This window comes from Alteromonas sp. M12, from assembly GCF_037478005.1.
Lineage (GTDB): Bacteria > Pseudomonadota > Gammaproteobacteria > Enterobacterales > Alteromonadaceae > Aliiglaciecola > Aliiglaciecola lipolytica_A.
Genome location: NZ_CP144164.1, coordinates 3,627,696 through 3,651,123, shown reverse-complemented (window position 1 = coordinate 3,651,123; position 23,428 = coordinate 3,627,696). Strand labels below are relative to the sequence as shown.

General features: G+C 41.1%; 18 protein-coding genes. 12 read left to right on the top strand and 6 right to left on the bottom strand.

What is annotated here, in order from left to right; translation table 11 throughout:
• The first annotated feature begins 272 nt into the window (after positions 1-272).
• The 5 genes from VUI23_RS15650 (at position 273) to VUI23_RS15630 (ending at position 6,168) form a co-directional block, all read left to right on the top strand.
• Entirely contained in the window at positions 273-1,232 is a 960-nt protein-coding gene (locus tag VUI23_RS15650) for a 3-hydroxyacyl-CoA dehydrogenase family protein (RefSeq protein ID WP_216047135.1), read from the top strand.
• 66 nt (positions 1,233-1,298) lie between these two features.
• Positions 1,299-2,297: a fumarylacetoacetate hydrolase family protein gene (locus VUI23_RS15645; RefSeq protein WP_342804937.1), complete on the top strand. Its 999-nt coding sequence runs from the start codon at positions 1,299-1,301 to the stop codon at positions 2,295-2,297.
• A 200-nt stretch (positions 2,298-2,497) separates the two neighbouring features.
• Complete coding sequence (locus tag VUI23_RS15640; protein WP_216047133.1) at positions 2,498-3,277, top strand: IclR family transcriptional regulator; 780 nt, start codon at positions 2,498-2,500, stop codon at positions 3,275-3,277.
• Positions 3,261-4,679 (top strand): fumarylacetoacetase, encoded by a 1,419-nt coding sequence (gene fahA / locus VUI23_RS15635; RefSeq protein ID WP_342804936.1) that lies wholly within the window; start codon positions 3,261-3,263, stop codon positions 4,677-4,679. The genes VUI23_RS15640 and fahA overlap by 17 nt, the downstream gene beginning before the upstream one ends.
• A 4-nt stretch (positions 4,680-4,683) precedes the next feature.
• Positions 4,684-6,168, top strand: coding sequence for a sodium:solute symporter family protein (locus VUI23_RS15630; protein ID WP_342804935.1), 1,485 nt, complete (start codon positions 4,684-4,686; stop codon positions 6,166-6,168).
• Positions 6,169-6,495: 327 nt separating this feature from the next.
• Here the strand turns inward: VUI23_RS15630 and VUI23_RS15625 are convergent, their stop codons facing one another.
• Positions 6,496-7,212, bottom strand: a complete 717-nt coding sequence (locus VUI23_RS15625; protein ID WP_342804934.1) for a PEP-CTERM sorting domain-containing protein — start codon at positions 7,210-7,212, stop codon at positions 6,496-6,498.
• A 306-nt stretch (positions 7,213-7,518) separates the two neighbouring features.
• On the opposite strand from VUI23_RS15625, the gene VUI23_RS15620 reads away from it, so the two are divergent.
• Positions 7,519-7,701, top strand: a complete 183-nt coding sequence (locus tag VUI23_RS15620; RefSeq protein WP_216047130.1) for a hypothetical protein — start codon at positions 7,519-7,521, stop codon at positions 7,699-7,701.
• A gap of 122 nt (positions 7,702-7,823) precedes the next feature.
• Here VUI23_RS15620 and VUI23_RS15615 read toward each other — a convergent pair whose 3' ends face one another.
• Positions 7,824-10,250 carry a TonB-dependent receptor gene (locus VUI23_RS15615; RefSeq protein ID WP_342804933.1) on the bottom strand — a complete coding sequence of 809 codons (2,427 nt, stop codon included), beginning with the start codon at positions 10,248-10,250 and terminating at the stop codon, positions 7,824-7,826.
• 244 nt (positions 10,251-10,494) lie between these two features.
• Here VUI23_RS15615 and VUI23_RS15610 point away from each other — a divergent pair, with 244 nt between their 5' ends.
• From VUI23_RS15610 to VUI23_RS15590, 5 genes are all read left to right on the top strand, one after another.
• Entirely contained in the window at positions 10,495-11,808 is a 1,314-nt protein-coding gene (locus VUI23_RS15610; RefSeq protein ID WP_342804932.1) for an aminotransferase class V-fold PLP-dependent enzyme, read from the top strand.
• Between the two features lie 173 nt (positions 11,809-11,981).
• The gene (locus tag VUI23_RS15605) at positions 11,982-12,614 is read left to right on the top strand and encodes a PEP-CTERM sorting domain-containing protein (RefSeq protein WP_342804931.1); all 633 of its coding nucleotides are present in this window, start codon (positions 11,982-11,984) and stop codon (positions 12,612-12,614) included.
• Between the two features lie 536 nt (positions 12,615-13,150).
• Positions 13,151-14,590, top strand: coding sequence for a hypothetical protein (locus VUI23_RS15600; RefSeq protein WP_342804930.1), 1,440 nt, complete (start codon positions 13,151-13,153; stop codon positions 14,588-14,590).
• Between the two features lie 153 nt (positions 14,591-14,743).
• Positions 14,744-16,036 (top strand): M24 family metallopeptidase, encoded by a 1,293-nt coding sequence (locus VUI23_RS15595; protein ID WP_342804929.1) that lies wholly within the window; start codon positions 14,744-14,746, stop codon positions 16,034-16,036.
• Between the two features lie 105 nt (positions 16,037-16,141).
• Positions 16,142-17,653, top strand: a complete 1,512-nt coding sequence (locus VUI23_RS15590; RefSeq protein WP_342804928.1) for an Hsp70 family protein — start codon at positions 16,142-16,144, stop codon at positions 17,651-17,653.
• Between the two features lie 91 nt (positions 17,654-17,744).
• Here the strand turns inward: VUI23_RS15590 and VUI23_RS15585 are convergent, their stop codons facing one another.
• On the bottom strand, positions 17,745-18,746 hold the full coding sequence (locus tag VUI23_RS15585; RefSeq protein ID WP_342804927.1) for an NAD(P)-dependent alcohol dehydrogenase: 1,002 nt from the start codon (positions 18,744-18,746) through the stop codon (positions 17,745-17,747).
• 184 nt (positions 18,747-18,930) lie between these two features.
• On the opposite strand from VUI23_RS15585, the gene VUI23_RS15580 reads away from it, so the two are divergent.
• Positions 18,931-19,848 (top strand): LysR family transcriptional regulator, encoded by a 918-nt coding sequence (locus tag VUI23_RS15580; protein WP_303500842.1) that lies wholly within the window; start codon positions 18,931-18,933, stop codon positions 19,846-19,848.
• A gap of 19 nt (positions 19,849-19,867) precedes the next feature.
• Here VUI23_RS15580 and VUI23_RS15575 read toward each other — a convergent pair whose 3' ends face one another.
• From VUI23_RS15575 to VUI23_RS15565, 3 genes are all read right to left on the bottom strand, one after another.
• Positions 19,868-20,377 (bottom strand): NUDIX domain-containing protein, encoded by a 510-nt coding sequence (locus VUI23_RS15575; RefSeq protein WP_216047114.1) that lies wholly within the window; start codon positions 20,375-20,377, stop codon positions 19,868-19,870.
• A gap of 145 nt (positions 20,378-20,522) precedes the next feature.
• Positions 20,523-21,590, bottom strand: coding sequence for a glycoside hydrolase family 43 protein (locus VUI23_RS15570; protein ID WP_342804926.1), 1,068 nt, complete (start codon positions 21,588-21,590; stop codon positions 20,523-20,525).
• Positions 21,591-21,659: 69 nt separating this feature from the next.
• Positions 21,660-23,159: an MFS transporter gene (locus VUI23_RS15565; protein WP_342804925.1), complete on the bottom strand. Its 1,500-nt coding sequence runs from the start codon at positions 23,157-23,159 to the stop codon at positions 21,660-21,662.
• Positions 23,160-23,428: the final 269 nt, after the last annotated feature.

Below are 23,428 nucleotides of genomic sequence, written 5' to 3'. Positions count from 1 at the left end.
CTCCTCAATGCGCCAATGCATTTTCGTGAAACGATCAATGTAATAAATTTGTTAAATCTAGGTTACGAATGGTCGATTCTCCGGTCAATGCATGTGTTTCACATGTTGAAACGCTTTGAAAGTAAACTGTGGGCCCTGTTGTGGCATTATTTGCGCATATACTGCAGATTGTCTCATATGGTGAAACGCCTATCTTGCTGATGAATACTTATCACCCTTACTATTGTTAACGAAAGTTTAACAAATTAAATGCAAAAATCGGGTGATTAGTCATGGTTTCTCAACAAATAAAGCAAATTAAGCGCGTCGCGGTAATTGGCGCGGGCGTAATGGGTGAAGGAATTGCGCAAGGTTTTGCGCAAGCCGGTTTACAAGTCGATGTATATGATATTTCGGAAGAAGCCTTAGTGCGATGTGAAAATGGCATCGCGCGTAATTTAGAGCAGTTTAAAAAACATCAATTAATCACCGAAAACCGAGAAGATATACTTCAGCGAATTAGCTACACAGCAACCACCGATGTCGCTGAGTATCTCTCATCGACGGATGTGGTGATTGAGGTGCTACCTGAGCTTATTGAGCTTAAACAATCATTGTTCGAGCGCCTAGATAAGTTACCTGAAAATATTATTCTAGCCACTAATACCAGCAGTATGACGGTGTCTGAAGTCGGCGCCAAAATGGCCACGCAGCATCGTTTGATTGGCCTGCATTACTTTAATCCTGCACATATTATTCCAGCAGTAGAAGTGCATAAATGTGCGCAGACCTCACAACAGACTATTGATTTAACCCTTGAACTAATGAAATCAATTGGCAAACAGCCGGTTTTGGTTAGAAAAGAAATTCCGGGATTTATCATTAACCGTCTAACCGGTGCTATGGAGCGGGAAATCGATTATTTGTTGGAGCAAGGGGTAGTCTCACCTGAAGACTTAGATACTGCTGTAAAGGCCAGTTATGGTTTCAGGCTTGCGTGCCTTGGACCAATGGAAGCCGAGGATATGATTGGCTTAGATACCGCAGCTAGGGCATCAGCCAACATTTTCCCAACGTTAAGCAAAGCCGATTTACCCTCGCAACAACTTATCGATAAAGTTGAGCGTGGGGAATTAGGATTAAAATCCGGTGAGGGCTGGTATCAGTATCACGACGGGCGCGGTGACAAAAAAGTGGCAATAAATAACGAACGTTTGCTGCGTCAACTAAAGCTTTTCATTGCAAACAATTAACTCAGCTTATCGAAACTAAAACTCGTTTTTATTAACGACAAATATTATTTGGCAAGGATTACACCTATGAAACTTATTTCTTTTTCTGTCGACTCTCCCTTTGGACCGATCAACCGTATAGGTGCGCAATTGCGCGAGTATGTTGTCGATCTTAATTTCGCTTACGCATTTTATTTGAAACAGCACACTGATACTGAACGTTGTCAGCAAATAGCCGATGCAATTGTTCCCGCTGATATGTTGTTGCTGTTACAAGGCGGCAGCTACAGCATGGAAGAGGCGAAAAAAGGATTGAATTTTGTTAAATCTCGCTACACAAATAATCAACCCATGTTTGGACCTGACAACCAGCCTTTACAATTTTTGATGTCGCAAGTTACTTTGCTCGCCCCTGTGTTACGTCCAAATTCCATACGCGATACTATCAGCTTCGAAACCCACGCCAAGAATTTTGAAAAACGAACGGGTAAACCGATTCCAGAGCTTTGGTATCAACAGCCGCTTTATTACAAAGGTAATACAAGCACGGTTTGCGGTAATAACAGCATTATCCCATGGCCAAAGTATACTAAAAAGCTCGATTTTGAATTGGAATTCGGTATTTATATAGGCAAAACGGGACGCAATATAAGTGCTGAAGATGCAGCGTCTTATATTGCCGGTTACACCATATTTAATGATATTAGTGCAAGAGACGTTCTTCAGCAGGAAATCACTATGCTTTTAGGGCCTGCGAAGGGAAAAGATATGGATATGGGGAACGTAATGGGACCTTGTCTGGTTACACCCGATGAAATTGATCCTGCAAACCTGAAAATGGAAGCACGAATAAATGGAGAAACTTGGTCGTCGGGCAATACATCTGACATGTATTGGAGCTTTGCGCAAATCATAGAACATGTATCAAAGTCTGAGACACTCTATCCGGGGGACTTTATTGGTTCTGGTACCATCGCCTTTGGTTGTGGTGACGAACTTGAGCGATGGATAGAACCGGGAGATAACATTGAACTGGAAGTTGAAGGTATCGGTATCCTGCGCTCTCAGGTCGGTTCACCCGAGTAATACGCTGTTTTTTGCCTGTAGCAGAATGCACCTTGCTATGGGCTTTTTGCTGTTAATGATTAATTTTCAAATCTCCCTTCTTACAAAGTGTTCACAAATTAAATACACTATATAAACTTTTTGTCTCAAATAGTGAGACACCTTTATTGCGGAATTTAGCGTCGGCAGTAATATCTGTTTAACCAATATTAGGGGGCGCTATGAAAGAATGTGACTCATCGTCTACCGTAGACAAAGCCATTCGTATTCTCATCGAACTGGCCAAAGAAAATCAAGAAGTTGGCACTACGAGTCTAGGCAGAAAATTGGACATTCATAAAGCAACCGTGTCTCGGTTGTTAATGAAGTTGGCCGAGCATGAATTTGTATATAAAAACAAAGAAACAGGAAAATATTGGCTAGGACCGGCTATCTATCAGCTTGCAATGACCATGGCAGATGTCAATTTTGATGAAATTCTGCATTTAGCAAGACCTCATATAGACGAGCTTAGAGACTCATTACAAGAAACGGTTACTTTGGAAATATGGTTAGGTAACTCTACTGTACCTACTTACTCCGCTCCTTCTAACCTGCCGTTAAAAGTGGTGCTTCCACCGGGCGAAGTCCTGCCATTACACACCGCAGCCGGTGCCAAAGCAATACTTTCATACATTCACGACGAGCGGGTAGATATGTTGTTGAAGGGGGAGCTTGAGAAAATAACACCCAATACCATTACGGATAAACAACAATTACGCCAACGCCTGATTGATTACAACAAACAAGGGTATGCCACAGATGAGGAAGAGTTGCATTTAGGAATATGTGCAGTGGCGGTGCCAATCTTTAATAGTATCCGTCAGCCAATTGCTGCCATTGTGGTGTTAACACCGTCTTCTCGCTTTAGCCAAAAACTAGAGCCGTCGTTAATCAGTAAATTAAAAAAGAAAGCCGCTGTTATCGGCACGGAGATGATGAAACGTGGAATCAGATATTAAACTCGCGCAACACAATCCTTTTGTAGATGAAACTCATAATCCGTCACTAATAAGTTGGCTGAAAAGTGCCAACGGGCACCCGAGTTTCCCAATTCAAAATTTGCCGTTTGGGGTCTTTATTGACGCCGAACAGATACCACGCTGTGGCGTCGCTATTGGTGACTTTGTGATTAACCTTCACACCCTCGGATTGCAGCGGATTTTCAGTGGTAAAGCGCAAATTGGACTCGAAGCGCTAAGGGAAACCTGTTTGCAACGTTTTATGTCTTTAGGGCGAGAGTTCTCTGTGGCGTTTCGGCAAGCGTTATCTAATGCCTTAACGGATGGGTCTCAGCATGAAATGGCCGTTAGGAAGGCGTTAATTTCAAGCGCTGACGTAAGTTTTTGTCTGCCTTGTCAAATCGGTGACTACACTGACTTTTATACGTCAATTCATCATGCGACTTCGGTAGGGAAATTATTTAGACCAAATAACCCTTTGCTTCCAAATTATAAGTGGCTGCCCATTGGTTATCATGGCAGAGCATCAAGTATTCACCCTTCTGGTATACCGGTTTTTCGTCCCATCGGGCAAACCTTAAATGCCGATACTCAACAACCAGAATTAACAGCCACTGCGAAACTCGACTATGAAGTTGAACTGGGAATTTTCATCGGTCAATCTACGGAGTCCTTTGAGCCGGTTTGCATTCAGCAGGCCGATGCTCACTTCTTTGGCGTTAGTATGCTAAATGATTGGTCAGCGCGGGATATTCAAGCTTGGGAATATCAGCCTTTAGGTCCGTTTTTGTCGAAGAATTTTATAAGCAGTATTTCGCCTTGGATTATTACCGCTGAAGCCTTGGCACCATTTAGAGTGCCGCCAACGAATTACCAAGATAGGCCTGAAGTTGTAAATTTACAAAGCAATGAGAATAGCCTTTTAGGGGGATTCGATATTCAAATGACATGTCACATTAGAACCGAACAAATGCGACATCAAGGAATTCCAGCATTCAAGTTAAGTCAAACCACGTTTAAACATGCATTTTGGACTATAGCGCAGATGATAACCCATCATACGCAGACTGGTTGCAACCTTAATTCTGGTGATCTTCTTGGGTCGGGAACGCAATCTGGGCCCACCGAAAGTGAGGCCGGCTCTTTACTTGAAATAACCCAAGGCGGGCAACATCCAATCCATTTACCCAGCGGTGAGAAACGTTTTTTTCTTGAAGATGGGGATGAGATTGAAATTTCCGGTTATTGCGAATCAGAAAATGGATTACGCATTGGAATTGGTTCTGTTAGTGCTGTTATTTATCCGCCCAAAAACACTAAACCGACACAAACTATCAAACCTGCTGCAAGTAGTGACTCTGCGCTTTGTCACAGCGATCCTGTCGCGCATTTAGGAGAGTAAATCCGTGAATATAACCCTAATTATCTGTGTGCTTGCTTATGAACTGATTCTAATTGGTGGAGTCGGTTATTACGTATCAAGGCAATCTAAAAAGAGCACTGTTGCCCATGATGCCGAGTTTACTCATGGCGGACGCCAGTTAGGCGTCACTGTGATTGCCGCCACTTTGGCTCTTACTGTGCTAGGTACGCCGCATATTATGGGCATTTTCGAACTGTCATGGGATATGGGAGCGACCTCGTTGTGGTTCTCAATAGCACACGTCATTTTGTTGGTGATAGTTTGTTTGAGTACCGGACTGTGGATGCGTCGCACTGGGGTGAATTCTGTACCTCAATTGCTCGAAGATTTGTATAACCCAGGGATTCGAGTGGTGGTGGGCTGCGTGATGGCTGGCTCCATTTTTGGCGTATTAACCTTAGAAACCCAAGGTCTGGCGATTTTGCTCTCGGCTATGACCGGGTGGAATGTGCAATACAGCGCAATCGCTGGTGGAGTATTAGGGATACTCTACGTGGTGTTAGCGGGTATAAAAGAGGTGGGTTGGATAAATGTGGTAAACGCCATCCTCATGTATATAGCTGTTATTCTGGCTACCTTATTTATTGCCTTCCAACTTCCAAACAACGATTTTAGTTCGGTTGCCGATTTTTATGTCAGCAGCGGTAACGAAGAAGCCTTGTCGGTGTTTGGAAATCCACATTTATTATGGACATTCGCGTTTGGTTTGGTTGTTGCGTTGGTATTTAGCCAACCGGCCAATCAGCCCCTATTGCAAGTTTGCATGAGTGCAAAAGATGAAAAAACCATCGTTAAAGCACTTTGGATTGCTGCGCCTATTAACGGCATGTTTGGGGTTTTCATTTGCGTGATAGGCCTAACGGCTAAATCAATTCCAGAATTTGCAGCCTTAGGTCCGAAGACAGCGGCCACGACCATGTTGGTTAATATGCTTCCTGGTTGGTTGGTGATTCTATTACTGGGTTCATTTATGGCGGCAATACTTTCGTCTTTTGCGATGACTGCCTTGGCACCAGCTACCATTTTTAGTAACGATATTTATCGTCGATTTTACCGTCAAGACGCGACAGAAAAAGAAATCGCCAAGGTGACACGAATCGTAATTGTGGTGTTATCCATTATTGCCATTATGGTGGGCTCGTTCTTACCGCAAATATTGGCGTCTGTTGGTTGGGTTCTTGCGTGGTTAATGCCGGTATTGTGGTTGATCGTAAGCGGCTTATTTTGGAAGCGTTCAAGCATAGGTGCGGCAATTACATTAGCTTGTGTGTGGTGCATTAATACCGTCTGGTCTTTTACCAACCTGCCACAGGTGCTAGGAATGGCAGATATTCCTAACTCTTACATTATGCTGATTTTGACGGTATTTGTGGGTGTTACTACTAACTTACTGTGCCCTGGTAAAGATAAGTATTTCAATTCAGTGGAATATAACGCGCAAGTTGTTGCAAATAGTAAAACAAATTGAAAAAGGAAGTAACATGTTCTGGCATATTTTTTTACAAGTATTTATCATCATAATAACAATCATGTTAATAGGTTATGCTTTTTACCGAATTTTTTATGCGGGTAAGTGGTAATAACCGATTAAAAATAAACGAGGGTAATATCATGCAAGAATTCGAAATCACTCATTTTTGGATGTTAGGTGTAATGTGCGTTATGTTTATATTTTTAGGCGCGGCACTTATTGGGCATTATCACAATCAACCACGTTAAACTTTATTTCTGTTCATTCAATATAATAAAAAGGGTCAGTATGGGTTTCACACTGACCCTTTTTGTTTTTAGCTATTTAAGATTTGCGGCGACGCAAACCCATAGCGAACATGCCTAAACCAAGCAGTGCAATTGCGCCTGGTTCAGATACCACACCATAAGTTAGGTTGTCATAACGCACATCAAATGAATTTCCATCATTCTTAGCGTTCAAAATAATATCACCAAATGAGCTTGTACCAGATGCTGTTTCTGAGTACACCATAGTGCCATTAACAAAATACTGCACTCCGTTATTCGCAGCTTTGTACGCAATCGTGTTGAATTCATCTAGATTAAAAAGCGTTGATAGGTCAACCCACGCGTTATCCCATATTGCTAAACCAGCGCTAGGATCGGTAACTCCGGGTCCTTGAAATTCTAAAATGGGGTAGCTAGATATATCATTCGCATCATTTTTGCCAACTCCCCACATACCAGCGAAACGCTCGCTATTGGACCACGCCGAATCAATGTACATATCAACTGATACGAAGTTTGAGCCAGTAGTGTCGATTTTCATACCTTGAGTATCGTAAAATGCACTGGGTCCAGTACCAAAAGTTGAACCATCAATACTCATCACAAGTTCATTATTTATAATTTGGAATCCCGCTGGCGCAGCACGGTCTACAGAAAAATCTGCCAATGAGTCGCCATTATCAAAAGTCTTAGTGACCAATGTTGCTTGACTAGACATTGTCATAAACGCCGAACCTAAAACTGCTAATTTCATTAATTTAGAAAAATTCATAATACTTCCTTTTTAATTTAGATTTTCACAAATTTTTAAATTTGCACTCTGGTTTTTTGCATATTCCAAGCCAAAATAAAATATTATTAATATTCAGTAGCTTAATTTTAATTTGTTATTTAAATGTTAATTTTTTTGACAGTTTATCGGAGCGTTAGGGAATAAAAATATGCAGAGTTAACTCAACTCGAGAGCATTGAGTTTGTTAACGTTATCGTCTTTGCTGAACAGAAAAAATCCTAGATTGTCTTATACTATTAAGCACAATGTTGTGAGTAATTAACTTACTCTAATGTGAGTGTGACTATGAATCTGAGACAAATAAAAAAGCAGAAAAAAAGCATACAAAAGGTGGAAGATGCAGTTGATGTTAGTTCTTCACCTTGTGATATGGCAAGGTTTGCTGATTATTTTTTGGGTTTGGATAAAGAACCTAAAAAACCGATAGAAGCGAAACTGCCCATCAAACACCAAGAAGAGCCAGATTAGTCATCTGCTATGCTGATTTGTTTAATACCTTTTATTGTTAATACTGCTAGCCGCAAACAAAAAACCAGTGCTGCAAGAACACTGGTTTATATGTATACAAAGTTTACAAAAACCTACTAGCTTTAAAGTTGAAACGATGCACGAATGTATAGATTGCGCCCATCGGTATCGTATGGAGCGTTACGGGAATATATTAAGCCTCGGTTTGCTTGATAAACCGCTTCTTGTGGATATGAGTCAAAAATATTCTCTGCCCCAAAGTTTAACGTCAGTTTTTCACTCACATTATAAGAGGCCGATATATCAGTGAAAAACTCGCCATCAAAATCTTGGAAAACGTCTCCATCACTGTTCCCTGAATAGTCAGTCCAAGAGCCGTAGTAGCGAACTCGCGCCATCACACTAACGACGTCCATTTGATAATTTAGGCTAAGGTTCGCGGTATTTTGCGGCAGGATATTTTCGAAACGGTTACGGGTGGTGTCGTTGCCAACTAGACTTCCATTAAGTACTTCAGTTTTGTTGTGATTCAGCGCTGAGGTTACCGATAAAACACCTTGGTTTAGATCAGTGGTATAACCTATTACTACATCTATCCCTGTGGTGCGCGTATCAAAGTCATTTTGATAAAAGTTAACGCGGGTAATACTCTCGCCACCCGGTACACCTAAAGATGCAAATTGTATTCTTTCCTCATCGCTTACCGTGTAAGTAGAAGAGGTGCTCAAGCGATTATCTACATCTACTCGATAGAAATCTAATGATGAGTGAAAGCCGCTGTCATGACGATAAACTATTCCTGCGCTCAGATTGTTTGATTCTTCCGCTTCAAGGGGGTTGATTGTCACGTCTTCACGTTGTGACAATACCGCTGCCACATCACCTTCAGGTGAAAAACGTCCGGTTGTGAAAATATTTAGGGTATTGGTGTCTAGTCCTTGGGAAGTACGCTCACTAAATAGTTGCCCTGGTGTAGGCGCTTTGAATCCTGTGGATACAGTTCCTCTAAGCGCTAAGTCACTATTGATTTCATAGCGCGCAGAGAGTTTACCGGTCAATTTACCGTTGCCATATTCTGAATATTTTTCATAGCGTGTGGCTAAGCCAATCGTTAATAGTTCGCTTATTGGTAAATCTATATCCACATAAACTGATTGGCTATTTTGACTGGATTCTCCTGATTGATTTGGCGAAAATCCTGGGAAACCATTTGATCCAGACGGCAAACCCACAACTGCTCCTGGGCCTATTTCATAAGAGGCCAAATCACCGGGTTTTATTTCATAAGTTTCTTTACGATATTCTGCGCCAAATGCAATATTCGCTGCGTCATTTAACATGGATGAAGCCCATAGATAATTAAAATCGGCATTAACGTTGGTTTCGGTTTGATTTAATTCACCAATATAGAAATCGGTTGGACTTGCTGGGCCTAGCGAGGCATTAATACTATTGGACATGTTATATTCGATACGGTTTTGTCCAAAACCGACACTAAGATCCCAATCAATATCGTTAGATAAAGTGCCCTTGATTCCAAGATTAACTGAGTGGTCGCTATCTTCATGACCAAACTGGGGAGAAAAGCCGGCAGGATAGGTTTCCCTTAGATCAAAGTCAGGAAAGACATCAGTTAAATTAAAAGCGCTGGTGCTGTCTGGATTACGCCAGTTAAAATCAGTTAAGCCCTCACCTTGACCAAATGTTGCAAACAAATAAGTCATGCCGATTTGGGTGTCTAAACCTGAATTCAATGCGATTCGCCAGGTTTCTGTCTCCGGCTGTCCCCAGTTTTGTACTGGATTAGGGACTTCCACCTCAGGGTGATCTGCTGCGAACTGGATAGCGTCAGGACGTTGTCGGCTGCGGGAGGTTTTCTGCGCATCTGCATATTCAAAACTGATGGTGACAAAACCATCATTGCCTAATTCCATTCCGCCTTTAATACCTGTTCTGATATTTTCTCCGTCTCCTTCGGCATATTCAGAGTATTGAACAAAGCCTTCAAGTCCTAGGCTATCATCCAATATGATGTTAATTACCCCTGCAATCGCATCAGAGCCGTATTGGGCCGATGCACCGTCGCGTAAAACCTCAATTCGTTTAATTGCTGAAGCGGGAATTTGCGATAGGTCGGGCGCTTGTGCACCATTGCCGCCTAAAAGGGCTGAACGGTGGCGGCGTTTACCGTTGATTAATACCAATGTGTGATCGGCTGATAAACCCCGTAAAGACGCGGGTCGAACAAATACTTGCCCATCGGCCATAGGTAATCTTTGTACTTTATAAGAAGGCACCAATTGAGCGAGGGTATCTGATAAGTCTTCCGATACTGTTGCCATCAATTCATCTGCAGCAATTAGATCAATTGGGGCGCTGGAATCAAATACGGTTTTTTCTGAAGAACGAGTTCCTGTAACAATGATACTTTCTAAGTTTTTATTTGTTGCGGCATCAGGTGCCTGCTGAGCCTGAGTTAAAGACGGAATTGCGGCACTAATACTGCAAACAAGACATACAGAACGAGAAATTTTTGACAACGTAAACATAAATTAAACCCTAATATCATTTAGATGTGAATTTTGATGGGCGCTACTGTTGCACGTTTAAATGACAAAATGGTTAAGGAAAAATGGCAGTTTTATTTATCCTTAGTATTTGATTTTATTGGATTTTAACTTTTGGTAAAATAAACTCTCGCAGATCAAATATCGATTTCAGATTCCTTATTTTATCAAAGTGTCATAAATTACATTTATCCTAACCGTCTGATTTAAAATAATAAGAAAGCACATGAATCACTCTAAATTTTCATTGAGCCGTCGTAATTTGTTAACCGGAGTTGCCACTACTGCTGTTGTTTCATCATTTTCGGCGACAGCTCAAACCGCAAATTCAGCCCTTGCGCTGCCTTCTTTGAGCAATCGAACGGCCGATAGTTTAGCTTCAGATGAAGCATATTGGGCTGAAATTGCGAGCTATTACAATCGCACTCAAGGAATTATTAACCTAGAACATGGTTATTGGGGGAAAATGGCAAAGCCGGTAATAGAGGCATATCAGCGCGCCACTAAGATGGTAAATGACCAAAATTCATTTTACGCACGCAAACACTTCCCTGCTGATATTCGTGATGCAATGAGTCGGGTGGGACAAGCTCTTGGTACCCAAGAGGGAGAAATAGTGTTAACTCGCAATGCCACTGAAGCCATCCATAATTTAATCCGTCAATATCAAGGTCTAAGTGCAGGTGATGCGGTGTTATTCGCCGACAGTGATTATCCAAGCTTTAAAACTATTATGCGGTGGCTAGAGCAGGATCAGGGAGTCGAAAGTGTTGAAGTGATAACACCGGCTTTGGCTGATCAGCAGCAATTATTGCAATCATACGTTGATGCTTTTGATCGCAAACCCAACATTAAGCTTATGTTACTCACCCATGTAAGCAACCAACATGGTTTAGTTTTTCCAGTAAAAGCCATTGTCGAAGAAGCACATAAGCGAGGCATTGATGTTATCTGTGATTGCGCACAATCTTGGGGCTTAATTGATTATAAAATTACCGATCTTAAGGTTAACTGGGCAGGGTTTAATTTACATAAATGGATCGGTTCTCCGGTAGGAGTAGGGGCTTTGTACATGCGAAAAGGAGCGCTGGATAAAATTGCGCCTTATCCTGGCGAGTCAGATCCTAATAATAATCGAGCTTACACCCGTGTGCATACCGCCACTGCGAACTTTGCGGCTTTCTTGGCAGTACCTGCCGCACTGGATTTTCATCAGGCCATTGGCGGCGAAAATAAACAAGCACGACTCAAATATTTGCGAGATTTATGGTTTTCAGAAGCCCAGTCAATGAGCCATATCGAAGTGTTAGGCGGAAAAGACAGTATATCATCCACAGGCATGAGTTCATTTCGACTAAAGGGAAAAAACAGTATTGATGATGCCAATAAATTGCAGCAACGACTGGAGAATGATTTTGGTATTTTCACGGTTATTCGTAAGGGGTTAGACTCCGGTGCTTGTGTCCGTATCACTCCCCAAGTATTTACAAGTGCCGATGAAATACAACAACTAGTAGACAGCTTAAAGCAACTTGTTTAGCGTATTGAAACGACAAAAATTGGAACAATTAAAGGAGGTGTCAATTGTCAATAATTTTTACATTTTGTAGATGAAAGAATATTTTTCAACATAACCTTTTGATTTTATTTGTTTTAAAATTTGGCCTGAAAATTGTATTTGACCAATTAATAAAAACAAAAGAGTAAAAAAACATGCAATACAAAAAGTCAATCGGTACGTTAGTTACCACATTTTCACTTGTTCTTTTCAGTGCATTTAGTCACGCCACAATCTTAACGTTAAATGATATTTCTACAAATTATCGATTTGAAAACCTTCCTTCTTATTCTGAATCTGGATTTAACATTTCAGTTAATTGTAGCAATTGCGTCAACGTGTTTTCTACTGAGGAAGCAATGAGTGGTTTTGGTGCTCTTACTGCATCAGCTGGCTGGGGAGCAGATGGGCGTTTCCTTGAAACTTGGAATACGTCGTCAGTGTTTTCGTTAACACTTAACTCAGGTTTAGCGTTTGACTTCATTGGTCTAGATATTGGATGGTTTAGCAATAGTGTAAGTAACGCGAGTTGGAACGTAAGAGCTTTTGATAAAGCAGGCAATCAAATCGGTGCTCAAGACAACTATACTGGTATTGGTACGTTTGCAATGAATTATTACAACGTTTACAAAGTAGAACTTCAGAACAATGATGGTTATAGTTCATTTGATAACCTACAAGTGGCTCCCGTTTCCGTTTCCGTTCCAGAGCCAGAAGGCTTGATGTTGTTGGGCTGTGCATTATTATTTGTATCGTTATCAAGACGTCAGAAAGCACAAAGTCGATAAATACAGTTAAGTATTTATTTGATAGACAAATAAGCATTTTTTTAAAAACCAGAGTGAATCAGTGAATTCACTCTGGTTTTTATTTATAGGATGGTTTGAAATATTTTTTATACAACTAAGTTACTTAGATCAGCACAAAGTTCATAGCCATTGCAATTAAAGATAACAGTGAAAATTATCACCATGCTTTGCGGGTCACTTACCAATTCTCTACATCCCTTAAAATCACAGAGTCTTCATCGATAATAGATTTCAGCATACTGGCAGAGGCAGGGTCAAACGAGGGTGAAATTATTGATTTTAATGGGTGTTTTGATAGTAAAAAATTTATGGGTGTCTCAATAATTTGCACCGCTTTTAACATGGGTGTCTCGATAATTTTTTCCGCTCTTAACATGGGTGTCTCAATAATTTGCTGTAGCAGGGTTATCGCTGGCTAAATTATAAAAAACTGCTAGTTTTAGATTAAAAATAGTACAGTCAGACAATAGCCATAGCGCTAGTACGGGCTTTGGAAACTAATTAAGGAATGATTTGTGTCCATTAATAATAATAAAAAAGAGTCTAAAGACGAAGTAAGTCAAAATGATACGCCCATAAAGTTAGTTACCGTCCATGGTACTGGGGCGGGGGATGTCACTAGTTCAGGAGATAAGTGGTGGCAACTTGGTAGTGTGTTTATGGATGAACTGCAAAAGCGCTTATCCCTTGATCCCACGCAAGTAGAAATTGTGCCATTTCAATGGGAAAACGGCCCTAATAGTGAAAGTAAAAGGCGAGAAGCAGGGGCTGAACTAGCTGAACAATTACACTTCTATGACCAAGCTAAGCAAGACTATTATTTAATTGGGCATAGCCATGGGGGCACGGTTATCTATAACGCCTTATTAAAATCAGTTGCGAATAAAGCGCCTTTTGAAAGATTGAAACTGTGGTGCACAGTTGGCACCCCTTTTTTAGATTACCGACCAAACACGTTTCTATTTCAACGTCTCAAAAGCATAGGCTTGACCATTTACACTACGGGTTTAGTGTCATTAGTGTTGGGTATATGGATCATGCTTATGACGTTTTTTAAATCTGAGTTTAATGAAAATATAGTGACTTTGGGTTATTCAATGACACTTTATGGGGTTATTACTTATGCATCTCTTTGGTTGTATGAACGTCGAAAAAAGAGTTGGTTTACTAAAAAACAAAAGCAGCAAGTAGAAGAACTTTACAGGGCATCGTGGTGCGGTTTGTGGCACAAAGAAGACGAAGCGATTAGTGCACTTAGCAACGTGCAAAATATAAGTGCACCGATTATTCCGAACACATTTCTTCTCCCTGTAGTTGCCGGCTTTCAGTTTGGATTAGTTATTTTGGTTGGGTTGATTTTTTCGTTTGATTTGGCTGTTAATGGCGGTGACCTATTAACCTATTTTGTTAGCTCTGGATATGGCTCTGAAGATGGCTCTGAAGGTTTCAGTGTGGGCGGAATTACTTTCTCAATCGCATTCGAAATTTTACTTATTTGGATACCGTTAACCTGGGTTCTTACCAAATTATTAAGTTTATTCGCGCATTTGTTTGGTCGACCACTGGCTTTTCTACTGAATAAAGTTGTGTGGGCATCCATTCAAAAACGCGCTTGGGGCGATGATTTACTAAAAGAAGATGTACATGCAATCAGCTCGCATCCTCCTGAGTTCAAACACAAGTGTGATTTTCTTTGTGATTCAATTGCAGATCCACTGCGCAAACACAGCGAAAAAAATGCGATTAAAACCCTGCACAAAGTGCGCTTAGTGTTAGGCATGTCTGAAAATGCCGGCACGACACCAGACATTCGCACAGAATTGAGTGATAGCCTCAATTGGCAAGAGTTAATACATACTTCGTATTTTGATGTGCCAGCCTTTATTGACTTACTCGCAAAGTCTTTACAAGAAGCGGGGCTGGTTACTAGTCATAAACAAACCTTGACTGGCTAATCAAACGCGCAGCTAATCAAACGGGCAAGCTAATCTTCGGTTTTTATAAATTAGCAATCCAATCTATGTTGGTTGCATAGTGCTGTTATTGTATTTATGCTTCTGCAGGTTAAATTTTCTCACTACTAATTAAAAAAAAGGAAGTAATAAAAAGTGAAATTAATCAGTGTGTTATTAGTCATATTTTTGCCTTTCATGGCATCTGCGCAGTTTTCTGATCCATCTCCATGGCCGGAAATACGCAAGCAAAGAATTGCTACTTTACTGCCATCGGCACTGACTAAGGCAAAGGTGGATGCATGGTTGGTAATTTGTCGCGAGAACAACAATGATCCGCTGGCTGACCATGTGGGGTGTGAAAATGCGGGACAAACTGCGGTATTTTTATTCTATAACCACAATAATCAATTTCACTCTATGGCGTTCTCTCCGGCTGGCGAATCTACTGCTCTCAAAGACGTGAACTTGCTTGACGAAGTTGTATCAGTAGAGCGAAGTGGTTCTGCTATTCAAACTGCAGCGAATTTTATTATCGACAAAAATTTTGCCAATATTGCAATTAATATGTCGACTAAAAATGCGCAAGCTGATGGTATTAGTTTCACCCAATATCAGCAACTTACGCAAGCATTAGGAACTACATTCAGTCAACGTTTAACCTCAGCTGAAGAAGTGATCTATCAATGGCTGTCGATTAAACTGCCCGCAGAAATTGATATTATGCGTAAGGCGGCCGCGCTAACAGCGCAGTGGCAGATTGAGGCTTATGAGCAAGTCATTCCTGGTGTGACTACCGATGCAGATGTGGCGCGTTTTCTTAAGCAGAAAATGCGTGAAGCTGGCGTGACAGATGGTTGGGCTGCAGCACAAAATCCCAATGTGAATTCTGGAACAGATCGCGGTCATTCTCATCCAATGGAAAAAATTATTCAGCCTGGGGATGTGATTCAAACTGATTTTGGTATTCGCGTTTATGGCCGTTGGGTGACGGATATCCAACGTTTTGCCTATGTACTCAAAGATGGTGAAAACACAGCACCAGCAGATATTCAAAGCTACTGGAAAAATGCTAAGCAAGGCCAACATGCCGCTTTCACTGCAATGAAGCCTGGCGTGAAAGGGATTGATGTGGATACTGCGCAGCGTAAAGTGATGGAAGCAACGGGCTCAATCCCTTTGATGTGGAGTACAGGTCATCCGGTTGGATATGTTGCCCATGACACAGGTCCGAATCTAGGTGGCTCCCGTGCGGTTAGCGTTAGACCGGCTTCACTAAGAACGTTGTCGAAAGGAATGACATTCGCCTTTGACGGCTTTTATAGTTGGTCATTAGATGATGGGCAACCAAAAACCATTTCGGTTGAAGAGATGGTAGAAATCACTGACGATGGTGCTGAGTATTTAATTCCTCCTCAGCAAGAACTTATTTTGATTAAGTCTCAATAGGGTGAATGCCATTAGATATATTTTCTTAGTCACAAACAATTGATGAACAGTCGCGGATTTTACATTACAATCCGCGACTTTATTTTTCACTAGTGTTGGGCACAAATGGCAGCGATTGGTATAGATTACGGAACCTCAAACTCAGAGGTGGTTTATTTTGATGGTGAGAAACATCATTTTATTAAACTTGACCCTGATCTTGATGCAGCTAATAAAATTCGATCCTCAGTCTTTATTTATTATGAAGACGATTTGCCATTGCCACCGGTCGGAATTATTGAAGCAAAAGTTGCGCAAATTAAACGTGCGATAAATGACCAGATTGAAAAAGCCAAGCAAGGTTATTACGAGGCTGTAGATCCAAGAGAACAGCGAATTTACAGTGAAAAAATAGACGACTTGCGAGGTGAATTACACAACCTGCCAGCCTTGCAACGCAAAGCTATTCAGCTGTTGCTAAAAGACATGACCGTGCAAGATTTATCTTTGCAGCAACTGGTTGAAACAGGCAAGTTTGCATTTGGCGAAGAAGGGTTTAAGCGTTATTTAAAAATGCCTGATAAGGGCCGTCTTATTTACTCACCCAAAAACTTTCTGGGGGCGACTTTGATTGCCGGTCAGCAACAAGCGTTTGTGGGAATTATCGCTAAACAACTTGAGTTCTTCCGACTCAGTGCCGAAAAACAACTGCAAACTTCTGTGCACACTGCTGTCATTGGCCGTCCGGTTAAATTCCATGGTACACGCGGCGATGCGGGCAACAACCAAGCAATCGATATTATGACCCAAGCCGCTCAAAAAGCGGGTTTCAATAAGGTGGAGTTTCTCGAGGAGCCCATTGCGGCAGCCTATCAAATTGAACGTACTCTTGATAAACCAACTAATGTGTTGGTGGTTGATATTGGCGGCGGCACAACGGATGTTTGTTGTATCAAATTATCCCCTGAAAAACGTGCAAACTTAGATCGTCAGCAAGATGTATTGGCTGTAACAGGAACCCGCTTAGGGGGGATGGAATGTGACAAAAACCTGATTGTGAAATCTATTGCACCGACTATGGGTCAGGAGCTATTAACGCAAAATGGTTTACCGATTCCACCTACTTACTTTTCTGATATGTGCGCGGTTGACGATATTTCAAAGCTAAACCGCTTTTTTTCTGAAGATTACGGCTTAGAAATCGCACAAACCATGTCTATTACCAAAGAGCCTAGGCTATTAGAAAGATTGTTAATTGTACAAGAACAAAAATTATCAGCCAGATTAGTCAACTCTTCTCGATTAGCCAAAGAATTGTTGTCATCTAAAAATGAAGTGACGTTACCGCTATATTATATTGAACCAGACTATGATGTAGAAATTACCTTGGCTGATTTAAACCGCTCAATGCAAACCTGGATGCGCAGAGTAAAACGTTTAGTCACTCAGTGTTTGGAAAATAGCAGTGAACCGCCTGAAATGTTATTTATCACTGGTGGCATGAGTTTGTCGCCCATCGTTAGAAAAGAACTGCAAGAAGTGATGTTACCTCACCTGCCCGTGATGGAAGGGGATGCTTTTAATTCAGTCTGTGAGGGGCTGGCAATACAAGCCAGTAAATTAGCGCAAACTAATTAATTGAGTAATGCGTGTTTATTTAGAATATTGAGCAATCTACCACCACAACTTTGTCGTGGCGGTAGATTAACCCAAGGTATCAAGGTTGCTATTAGTGCTGCAATACGATGCGGTAATGAGGTTTACCATTGCGTAATCTGTCAAGGGCCTCATTGACTTGGTCGAATGGGAAATATTCAGTTATTGGCTCAACTTTATGCAGGGCTGCAAAATCTAACATCGTTTTGATTGTCGCTGGGCTTCCAACTGGCGATGAAGATACTGAGCGCTGACCGGCCATTAATGGGAACAAGCTTAAATCTAGCGGTTCTGTTGTCGCCCCAACAAAATGCAAACGACCCTTTGGCGCAAGTGTTGCTACATAAGCATTCCAATCAAGTTTTACATTTACCGTCGATATAATTAAGTCAAAGCTGCCTGCTGCTGCTTTTAACTCTTCTTGTGAACTGCTATTGAGCACTTTGTGTGCGCCCAGTTTTATTAGCTCGTCTTGTTCTTTAGTATTGCGAGTAAAGGCTGTCACTTCGCATCCCCAAGCATTCAGAAATTGCAAAGCTAAATGACCCAGTCCACCAATGCCTATCACTGCAACTTTGTCTGTTGGTTTGATATCGAATTGTAATAAAGGATTAAATACCGTGATGCCACCACAAAACAATGGCCCGGCGCTTTTTGGATTAATATTATCTGGCAGCTCCACAACTGCACTTGCTTGAGCGCGCACGCGATCAGCAAATCCGCCATGTCGACCACCTAATGTCAGTTCAGCCGATGAACATAGGTTATGGTCGCCTGACTGACAGGTTCTGCAAGTATTGCAATAACCTGATTGCCAACCTAGACCAACCCGTTGACCTACTTTCAATGAGCTAACGTTTTCACCTACAGCGTTAATAATTCCAACAACTTCGTGTCCAGGAACGAAAGGATATTGGGTAAAGCCCCACTCATTGTCTAACATGCTTAGGTCACTGTGGCAGATACCGCAAGACTCAACGGTAATATCCACGTCATCGTGCTTCAAAGGACCTGGATCGTATTCAAACTTTTCTAATTTGTCTCCAGCGGCATTAGCTGCATACGCTTTAATCATTTTAATTCCTCGCATTTAAGTGGTTATTGCCTAGTAAACGGCATCGATGAGACTATTTTATGGATTTATTAAGAAGTGACAATCCATTGAAAAGAAACTCTGAGTTTCCAATATGGAAACAATGTTGTAAAATCTTCGAAAATAAAATTCCTAAATCAGTTGATTAAGCTTTGAAGATATCTAAATGACGAATAATCAGGTAATCGATTTAAAACTGTTACGACATTTTGTGGTAACTGCGGAAACGCTGAGTTACACCGAAGCGGCTAATATACTTAACGTAACCAAGTCTAAGTTGAGTAAGGATATTGCTAAACTCGAAGGGGAGTTGGGCAGTAAAGTGTTTGAGCGCTCTTCTCGCGTTGTGCGTTTATCTGAAACTGGGAAAATTCTTTATAGCCGTGCTCTGGTGCTGTTAGAAGACTCAAATCATCTGTTAAATGATATCAAAACACTGAATAGTAGTGTGTCAGGAAAGTTAAGTTTAGCTGCACCTCCGGCTTTGGGAAGGGTATTAAGCAATAGTCTTTTGCCTAACTTTTTGAAAGATTGGCCTCAAGTTAGCCTAAGCCTTAAACTTTCTTACGAATATGAAAATTTATTTAAGGAAGGCTTAGATTTGGCGTTTCGGATGGGCAAGAATCAAGATGAAAACCTGATTCAACGGCAAATCGGTAAAGCAAATAGAGTATTAGTAGCCTCGCCTAATTATCTTAAACACCATGCAATCAAAACCGTTAAAGACTTAACGTCGTGTAGAAGTGTTCAATTTTTTGAACCAACACAAAACACATGGACACTGCAAAATGGTGAAAAAACTGAATATGCATCCGTTCCTGTGGCATTTCAATGTGCTGATTTTGTAGCGGTTTTAAACTGTGTGAAAAATCACTTAGGGATTGCTCAGTTGCCTTGGTTCTTAGTTCGTGATGGGATTAAGTCTGGTGAATTACGGCAGGTTTTGCCTGCATGGGTAAGTCCCAGTTTACCCATTTATATGGTTTATCGACAAGGTTTTAACAAACCCAATAAGCTCGCCGAGTTCCTAAGTTACATTGAAGCTCATAAATCCATGTTTGATTTAGAATTTATGAGCTCATGAGACAGGAAAAAATACGCTTTTAGCTTGCACTTATAAATTTAGCAACAGCATTGGCTAACGATGGGAATGCGATTGCACTGACATCAACATCTTCTATTGCTATCCATTTAGCTTCCAGTATTTCAGTTTTTTCTAAGTGTATCTTCGGTTTTTCGTTTAGCTCACAAACAAACGCGCTATCTATGGTGTTGTAATTGATATTTTTATAAAGATATTGATTCGGAAAAGAGCATAAATACTGCCACTGTGACGGAGCAATAGATACATTTAACTCCTCCATTAATTCTCTACTTAATGCTTGTTCTAAAGTTTCATGGAAATCCACAAAACCACCCGGTAGATCGAGTTTTCCTTTACAGGGATGCTTAGCACGAACTGTAAAAAGTAACTCGTTGTGGCAACTTATAATTGCGCCAACGCCACCGGCGGTGTTATGAAAATAAACAAAGTCACAGTTGGCACATTTCCAGTATCGCTGACTTACAAAACTAATCTCGGTACTTTTACATTGAGGGCAATGTTTAAACATGTTCTGGCTTTTTCGTTGTTGAATGTATTTATTGCCGATTTTACACAAAATGTGGCGACAAGGTGGAACTCATACGCCGTTTCGTTTGTATATTCGAATCAACATTATTTACTTGCGATAGCCGACTGTTTTGTTGTTGAGAGGTTTATTCATAGGCCTGTAATGGTAGAATTTTACCTTCACTATCGTGTATTAATTCTGACATTTTTACACAGCGTAGATGGGTTTGGCCGCCTGATAAGGTACTGTCATGATAAAACAAAAACCACTTGTTGTTGTATTGCACTATGGAGTGATGATTGGTCCAACCCAATACAGGGTTGAGAATGACCCCTTGATAAGTTAATGGGCCGTAAGGGCTCTTTCCGGTGGCATAAACTATTTTATGGGTGTCGCCTGTTGAATAAGAAAAGTAATACTGCTGATTATGTTTGTGTAACCATGATGCTTCAAAAAAACGTCGTTGGTTATCGCCAGCGCGTAGTAGTTTGCCGTTTTCATCATAAATAAGTATATCCTTGGGCGATTCAGCAAGGGATAACATGTCGTCAGATAATTTGGCGACTAACGGAGCGTAAGCAGGTTGATCATCGGCAGGGTAGATATCCCTTGGATGGAATTGACCATCTCGCCAGTTTTGTAGTTGTCCTCCCCAAATTCCTCCCCAATACAAATAGTAACTACCATCGTCATCTGCAAACACCGCAGGGTCGATACTGTATGTGCCTTCAATGTAATTATCTTGCGCCGTGAAAGGGCCTGTTGGACTATCACTAACGGCAACACCAATACGAAAAATACCGTCGTACGCACGAGCCGGGAAATAAAAATAATAGCGCCCATTTTTTCTGGTTGCATCAGGTGCCCACATTTGCATTTGAGCCCAAGGCACATCCTCAACACTCAAGGCAACACCATGATCTGTCGCCTCAAAGGTATCCCTATCTAACGACAATACATGGTAGTCCCGCATAGCAAATTGTTCACCGTTATCATTTATCTCAGCGTCGGTTTGAATGTCGTGGGAGGGATAGATATAAATTTTACCATCGAATACATGGGCAGAAGGATCTGCGGTATAAATATGCTCTACTAATGGTCGGTGTTTCGGCTGTAAAGATTGAGCGCGAGCCAAATCTTGTTGCTGTTTGCTCTGCGCGTCACTCAATTCAATTTCGAGTGGACTGAGAGGCTGCTCATTGTGGTTGCTCATGAAGGCTCCAAATAGCGATACATATTCGTTTTCGATTGTATGTTGAATGACCCCGAACCGGCTATTTGACTAGCCTCGGCATAGTTTTAGATCAGCTTCGATACGCTGTTCCATCTTCTTGTTTATCTCATAGAAAAATAGGCATCCACAGCCGAGTAAGAAAGGTATGGCGGCATAGATACTCACTGCAGTTTTAATTCCATTAATTGTGTCTGGAGCTTGTACCACCAAGTCTGCGTTGTAGTGATAATAGGCCAAGATGCCTGCCACTAACGAACCGCCTATTGCCAGCCCAGCCTTGAGACCAAATAACATAGCTGAAAAGACAATTGCCGTAGCTCGACGATTATTTTTCCATTCAGAGTAATCGGCCACATCGGCAATCATTGCCCATAAAATTGGGGTGGTAATGCCGTAGAAAAAACCATGAAAAATTTGCGAGCCAAACATCAAGGCGATAGATTCTGGCGAGTAAAAATAGAAAAACAGCACGAACAACGTGGATAAAAACAATGCACAACCAAATACATCGCGTTTGCCAAATCTGTCTGCTAGTGGCTTAGAAAAACCAATTCCAATTATCATAAAAATGATGCCACAGGCGTTAAAAATACTGTTGCCTGATATTGCCGTGTCCTTAGGCCATTGGAACTCAGCCAATCCGGCATTGGTTAATAAGCTGTTTAGCCCTGCAATGAGATTGTTAAAACCGATATTCTGGTGAAATTGAGCAAGGTGGGCTTCGTCGACGTAATTTTGGAAATAATAGATATACATGCCGCCTTTAAGGGCAAGGGTAATAAAAACAAGAATAGTGAGTATCAACATAATCACCCAAGGTTTGTTTTTTAATAGATCAACAATGTCTTGTTTTATCGATGATTTTTGTTCGACTTTGGTAATGACCCTTTCTTTTGTGGTGATAAAGGTGATGAGGAAAAACACGATTCCCACAATTGAAAATATCATCATGGTATTTTCAAATCCCACCGCTTTGTCACCATCACCAAGAATAAGTACTAAAGGCAGTAACAAAACCTGAATAATAAATTGCGCGATCATAACTGAAACAAAGCGATAAGCTGACATACTATTGCGCTGTTTCATGTTGCCAGTAATGACGCCACTTAGTGCAGAATAAGGCAAGTTATTAGCGGAATAGACCAGTACTAAGGCGATGTAGGTAATAAACGCATATAACACCTTACCTTCAGGCGCAAAGTCAGGAGTTGTAAAAGCCAATAAGGCTAAGGTTCCAAAAGGGATGGATGTCCATAATATCCAAGGTCGATAACGGCCCCAGCGGGTTTGGGTTCTATCGGCAATAATTCCCATAACCGGACTGAAAAATGCGCCAATCATGCCGCCAGTGAAAATGATCATGGTTGCTGTTTGTGCTGGAATTTTGTAAACGTCGGTATAGAAAAAAGCAATAAAGGTAACAAAAGTTTGAAATATCAGGTTGGCAGCTAAGTCACCTAGGCTGTATCCAACTTTCTCTACTATCGATAATTTGTCAGCAATAGGTGCTTTGTTTAACGAGTCTTCTGTTAGGTCGATATTATTCATATTTTTATAATTCTTTTAGTTACCGCTTAACTATGGAAAGTAACAGGTAAATCAGTACCTATCTAGCGAACAACTTAAAACAGTAGGGCGAGATTAAAAAAAGTAAAAGATGTAATTAAAAAGTTAAAGATAAATGAGGTGGGAAGCTCACAGGTCTGGATAAATTAGCACTGGGAGCTTGGTTAGCACTTTTAATGTTGTTAACGATGAGTTAATTTTGCGCAAGTAATAACAGATTGTTGACGGTTATAAAGAACCTGCTGCTTAGG

What these genes read in the sequence shown, in the direction of transcription:
- VUI23_RS15650 (WP_216047135.1), top strand. Translation starts at nt 273, where the DNA reads ATGGTTTCTCAACAAATAAAGCAAATTAAGCGCGTCGCGGTAATTGGC.
- VUI23_RS15645 (WP_342804937.1), top strand. Translation starts at nt 1,299, where the DNA reads ATGAAACTTATTTCTTTTTCTGTCGACTCTCCCTTTGGACCGATCAAC.
- VUI23_RS15640 (WP_216047133.1), top strand. Translation starts at nt 2,498, where the DNA reads ATGAAAGAATGTGACTCATCGTCTACCGTAGACAAAGCCATTCGTATT.
- VUI23_RS15625 (WP_342804934.1), bottom strand. Translation starts at nt 7,212, where the DNA reads ATGAATTTTTCTAAATTAATGAAATTAGCAGTTTTAGGTTCGGCGTTT.
- VUI23_RS15620 (WP_216047130.1), top strand. Translation starts at nt 7,519, where the DNA reads ATGAATCTGAGACAAATAAAAAAGCAGAAAAAAAGCATACAAAAGGTG.
- VUI23_RS15615 (WP_342804933.1), bottom strand. Translation starts at nt 10,250, where the DNA reads ATGTTTACGTTGTCAAAAATTTCTCGTTCTGTATGTCTTGTTTGCAGT.
- VUI23_RS15610 (WP_342804932.1), top strand. Translation starts at nt 10,495, where the DNA reads ATGAATCACTCTAAATTTTCATTGAGCCGTCGTAATTTGTTAACCGGA.
- VUI23_RS15605 (WP_342804931.1), top strand. Translation starts at nt 11,982, where the DNA reads ATGCAATACAAAAAGTCAATCGGTACGTTAGTTACCACATTTTCACTT.
- VUI23_RS15590 (WP_342804928.1), top strand. Translation starts at nt 16,142, where the DNA reads ATGGCAGCGATTGGTATAGATTACGGAACCTCAAACTCAGAGGTGGTT.
- VUI23_RS15585 (WP_342804927.1), bottom strand. Translation starts at nt 18,746, where the DNA reads ATGATTAAAGCGTATGCAGCTAATGCCGCTGGAGACAAATTAGAAAAG.
- VUI23_RS15580 (WP_303500842.1), top strand. Translation starts at nt 18,931, where the DNA reads ATGACGAATAATCAGGTAATCGATTTAAAACTGTTACGACATTTTGTG.
- VUI23_RS15575 (WP_216047114.1), bottom strand. Translation starts at nt 20,377, where the DNA reads ATGTTTAAACATTGCCCTCAATGTAAAAGTACCGAGATTAGTTTTGTA.
- VUI23_RS15570 (WP_342804926.1), bottom strand. Translation starts at nt 21,590, where the DNA reads ATGAGCAACCACAATGAGCAGCCTCTCAGTCCACTCGAAATTGAATTG.
- VUI23_RS15565 (WP_342804925.1), bottom strand. Translation starts at nt 23,159, where the DNA reads ATGAATAATATCGACCTAACAGAAGACTCGTTAAACAAAGCACCTATT.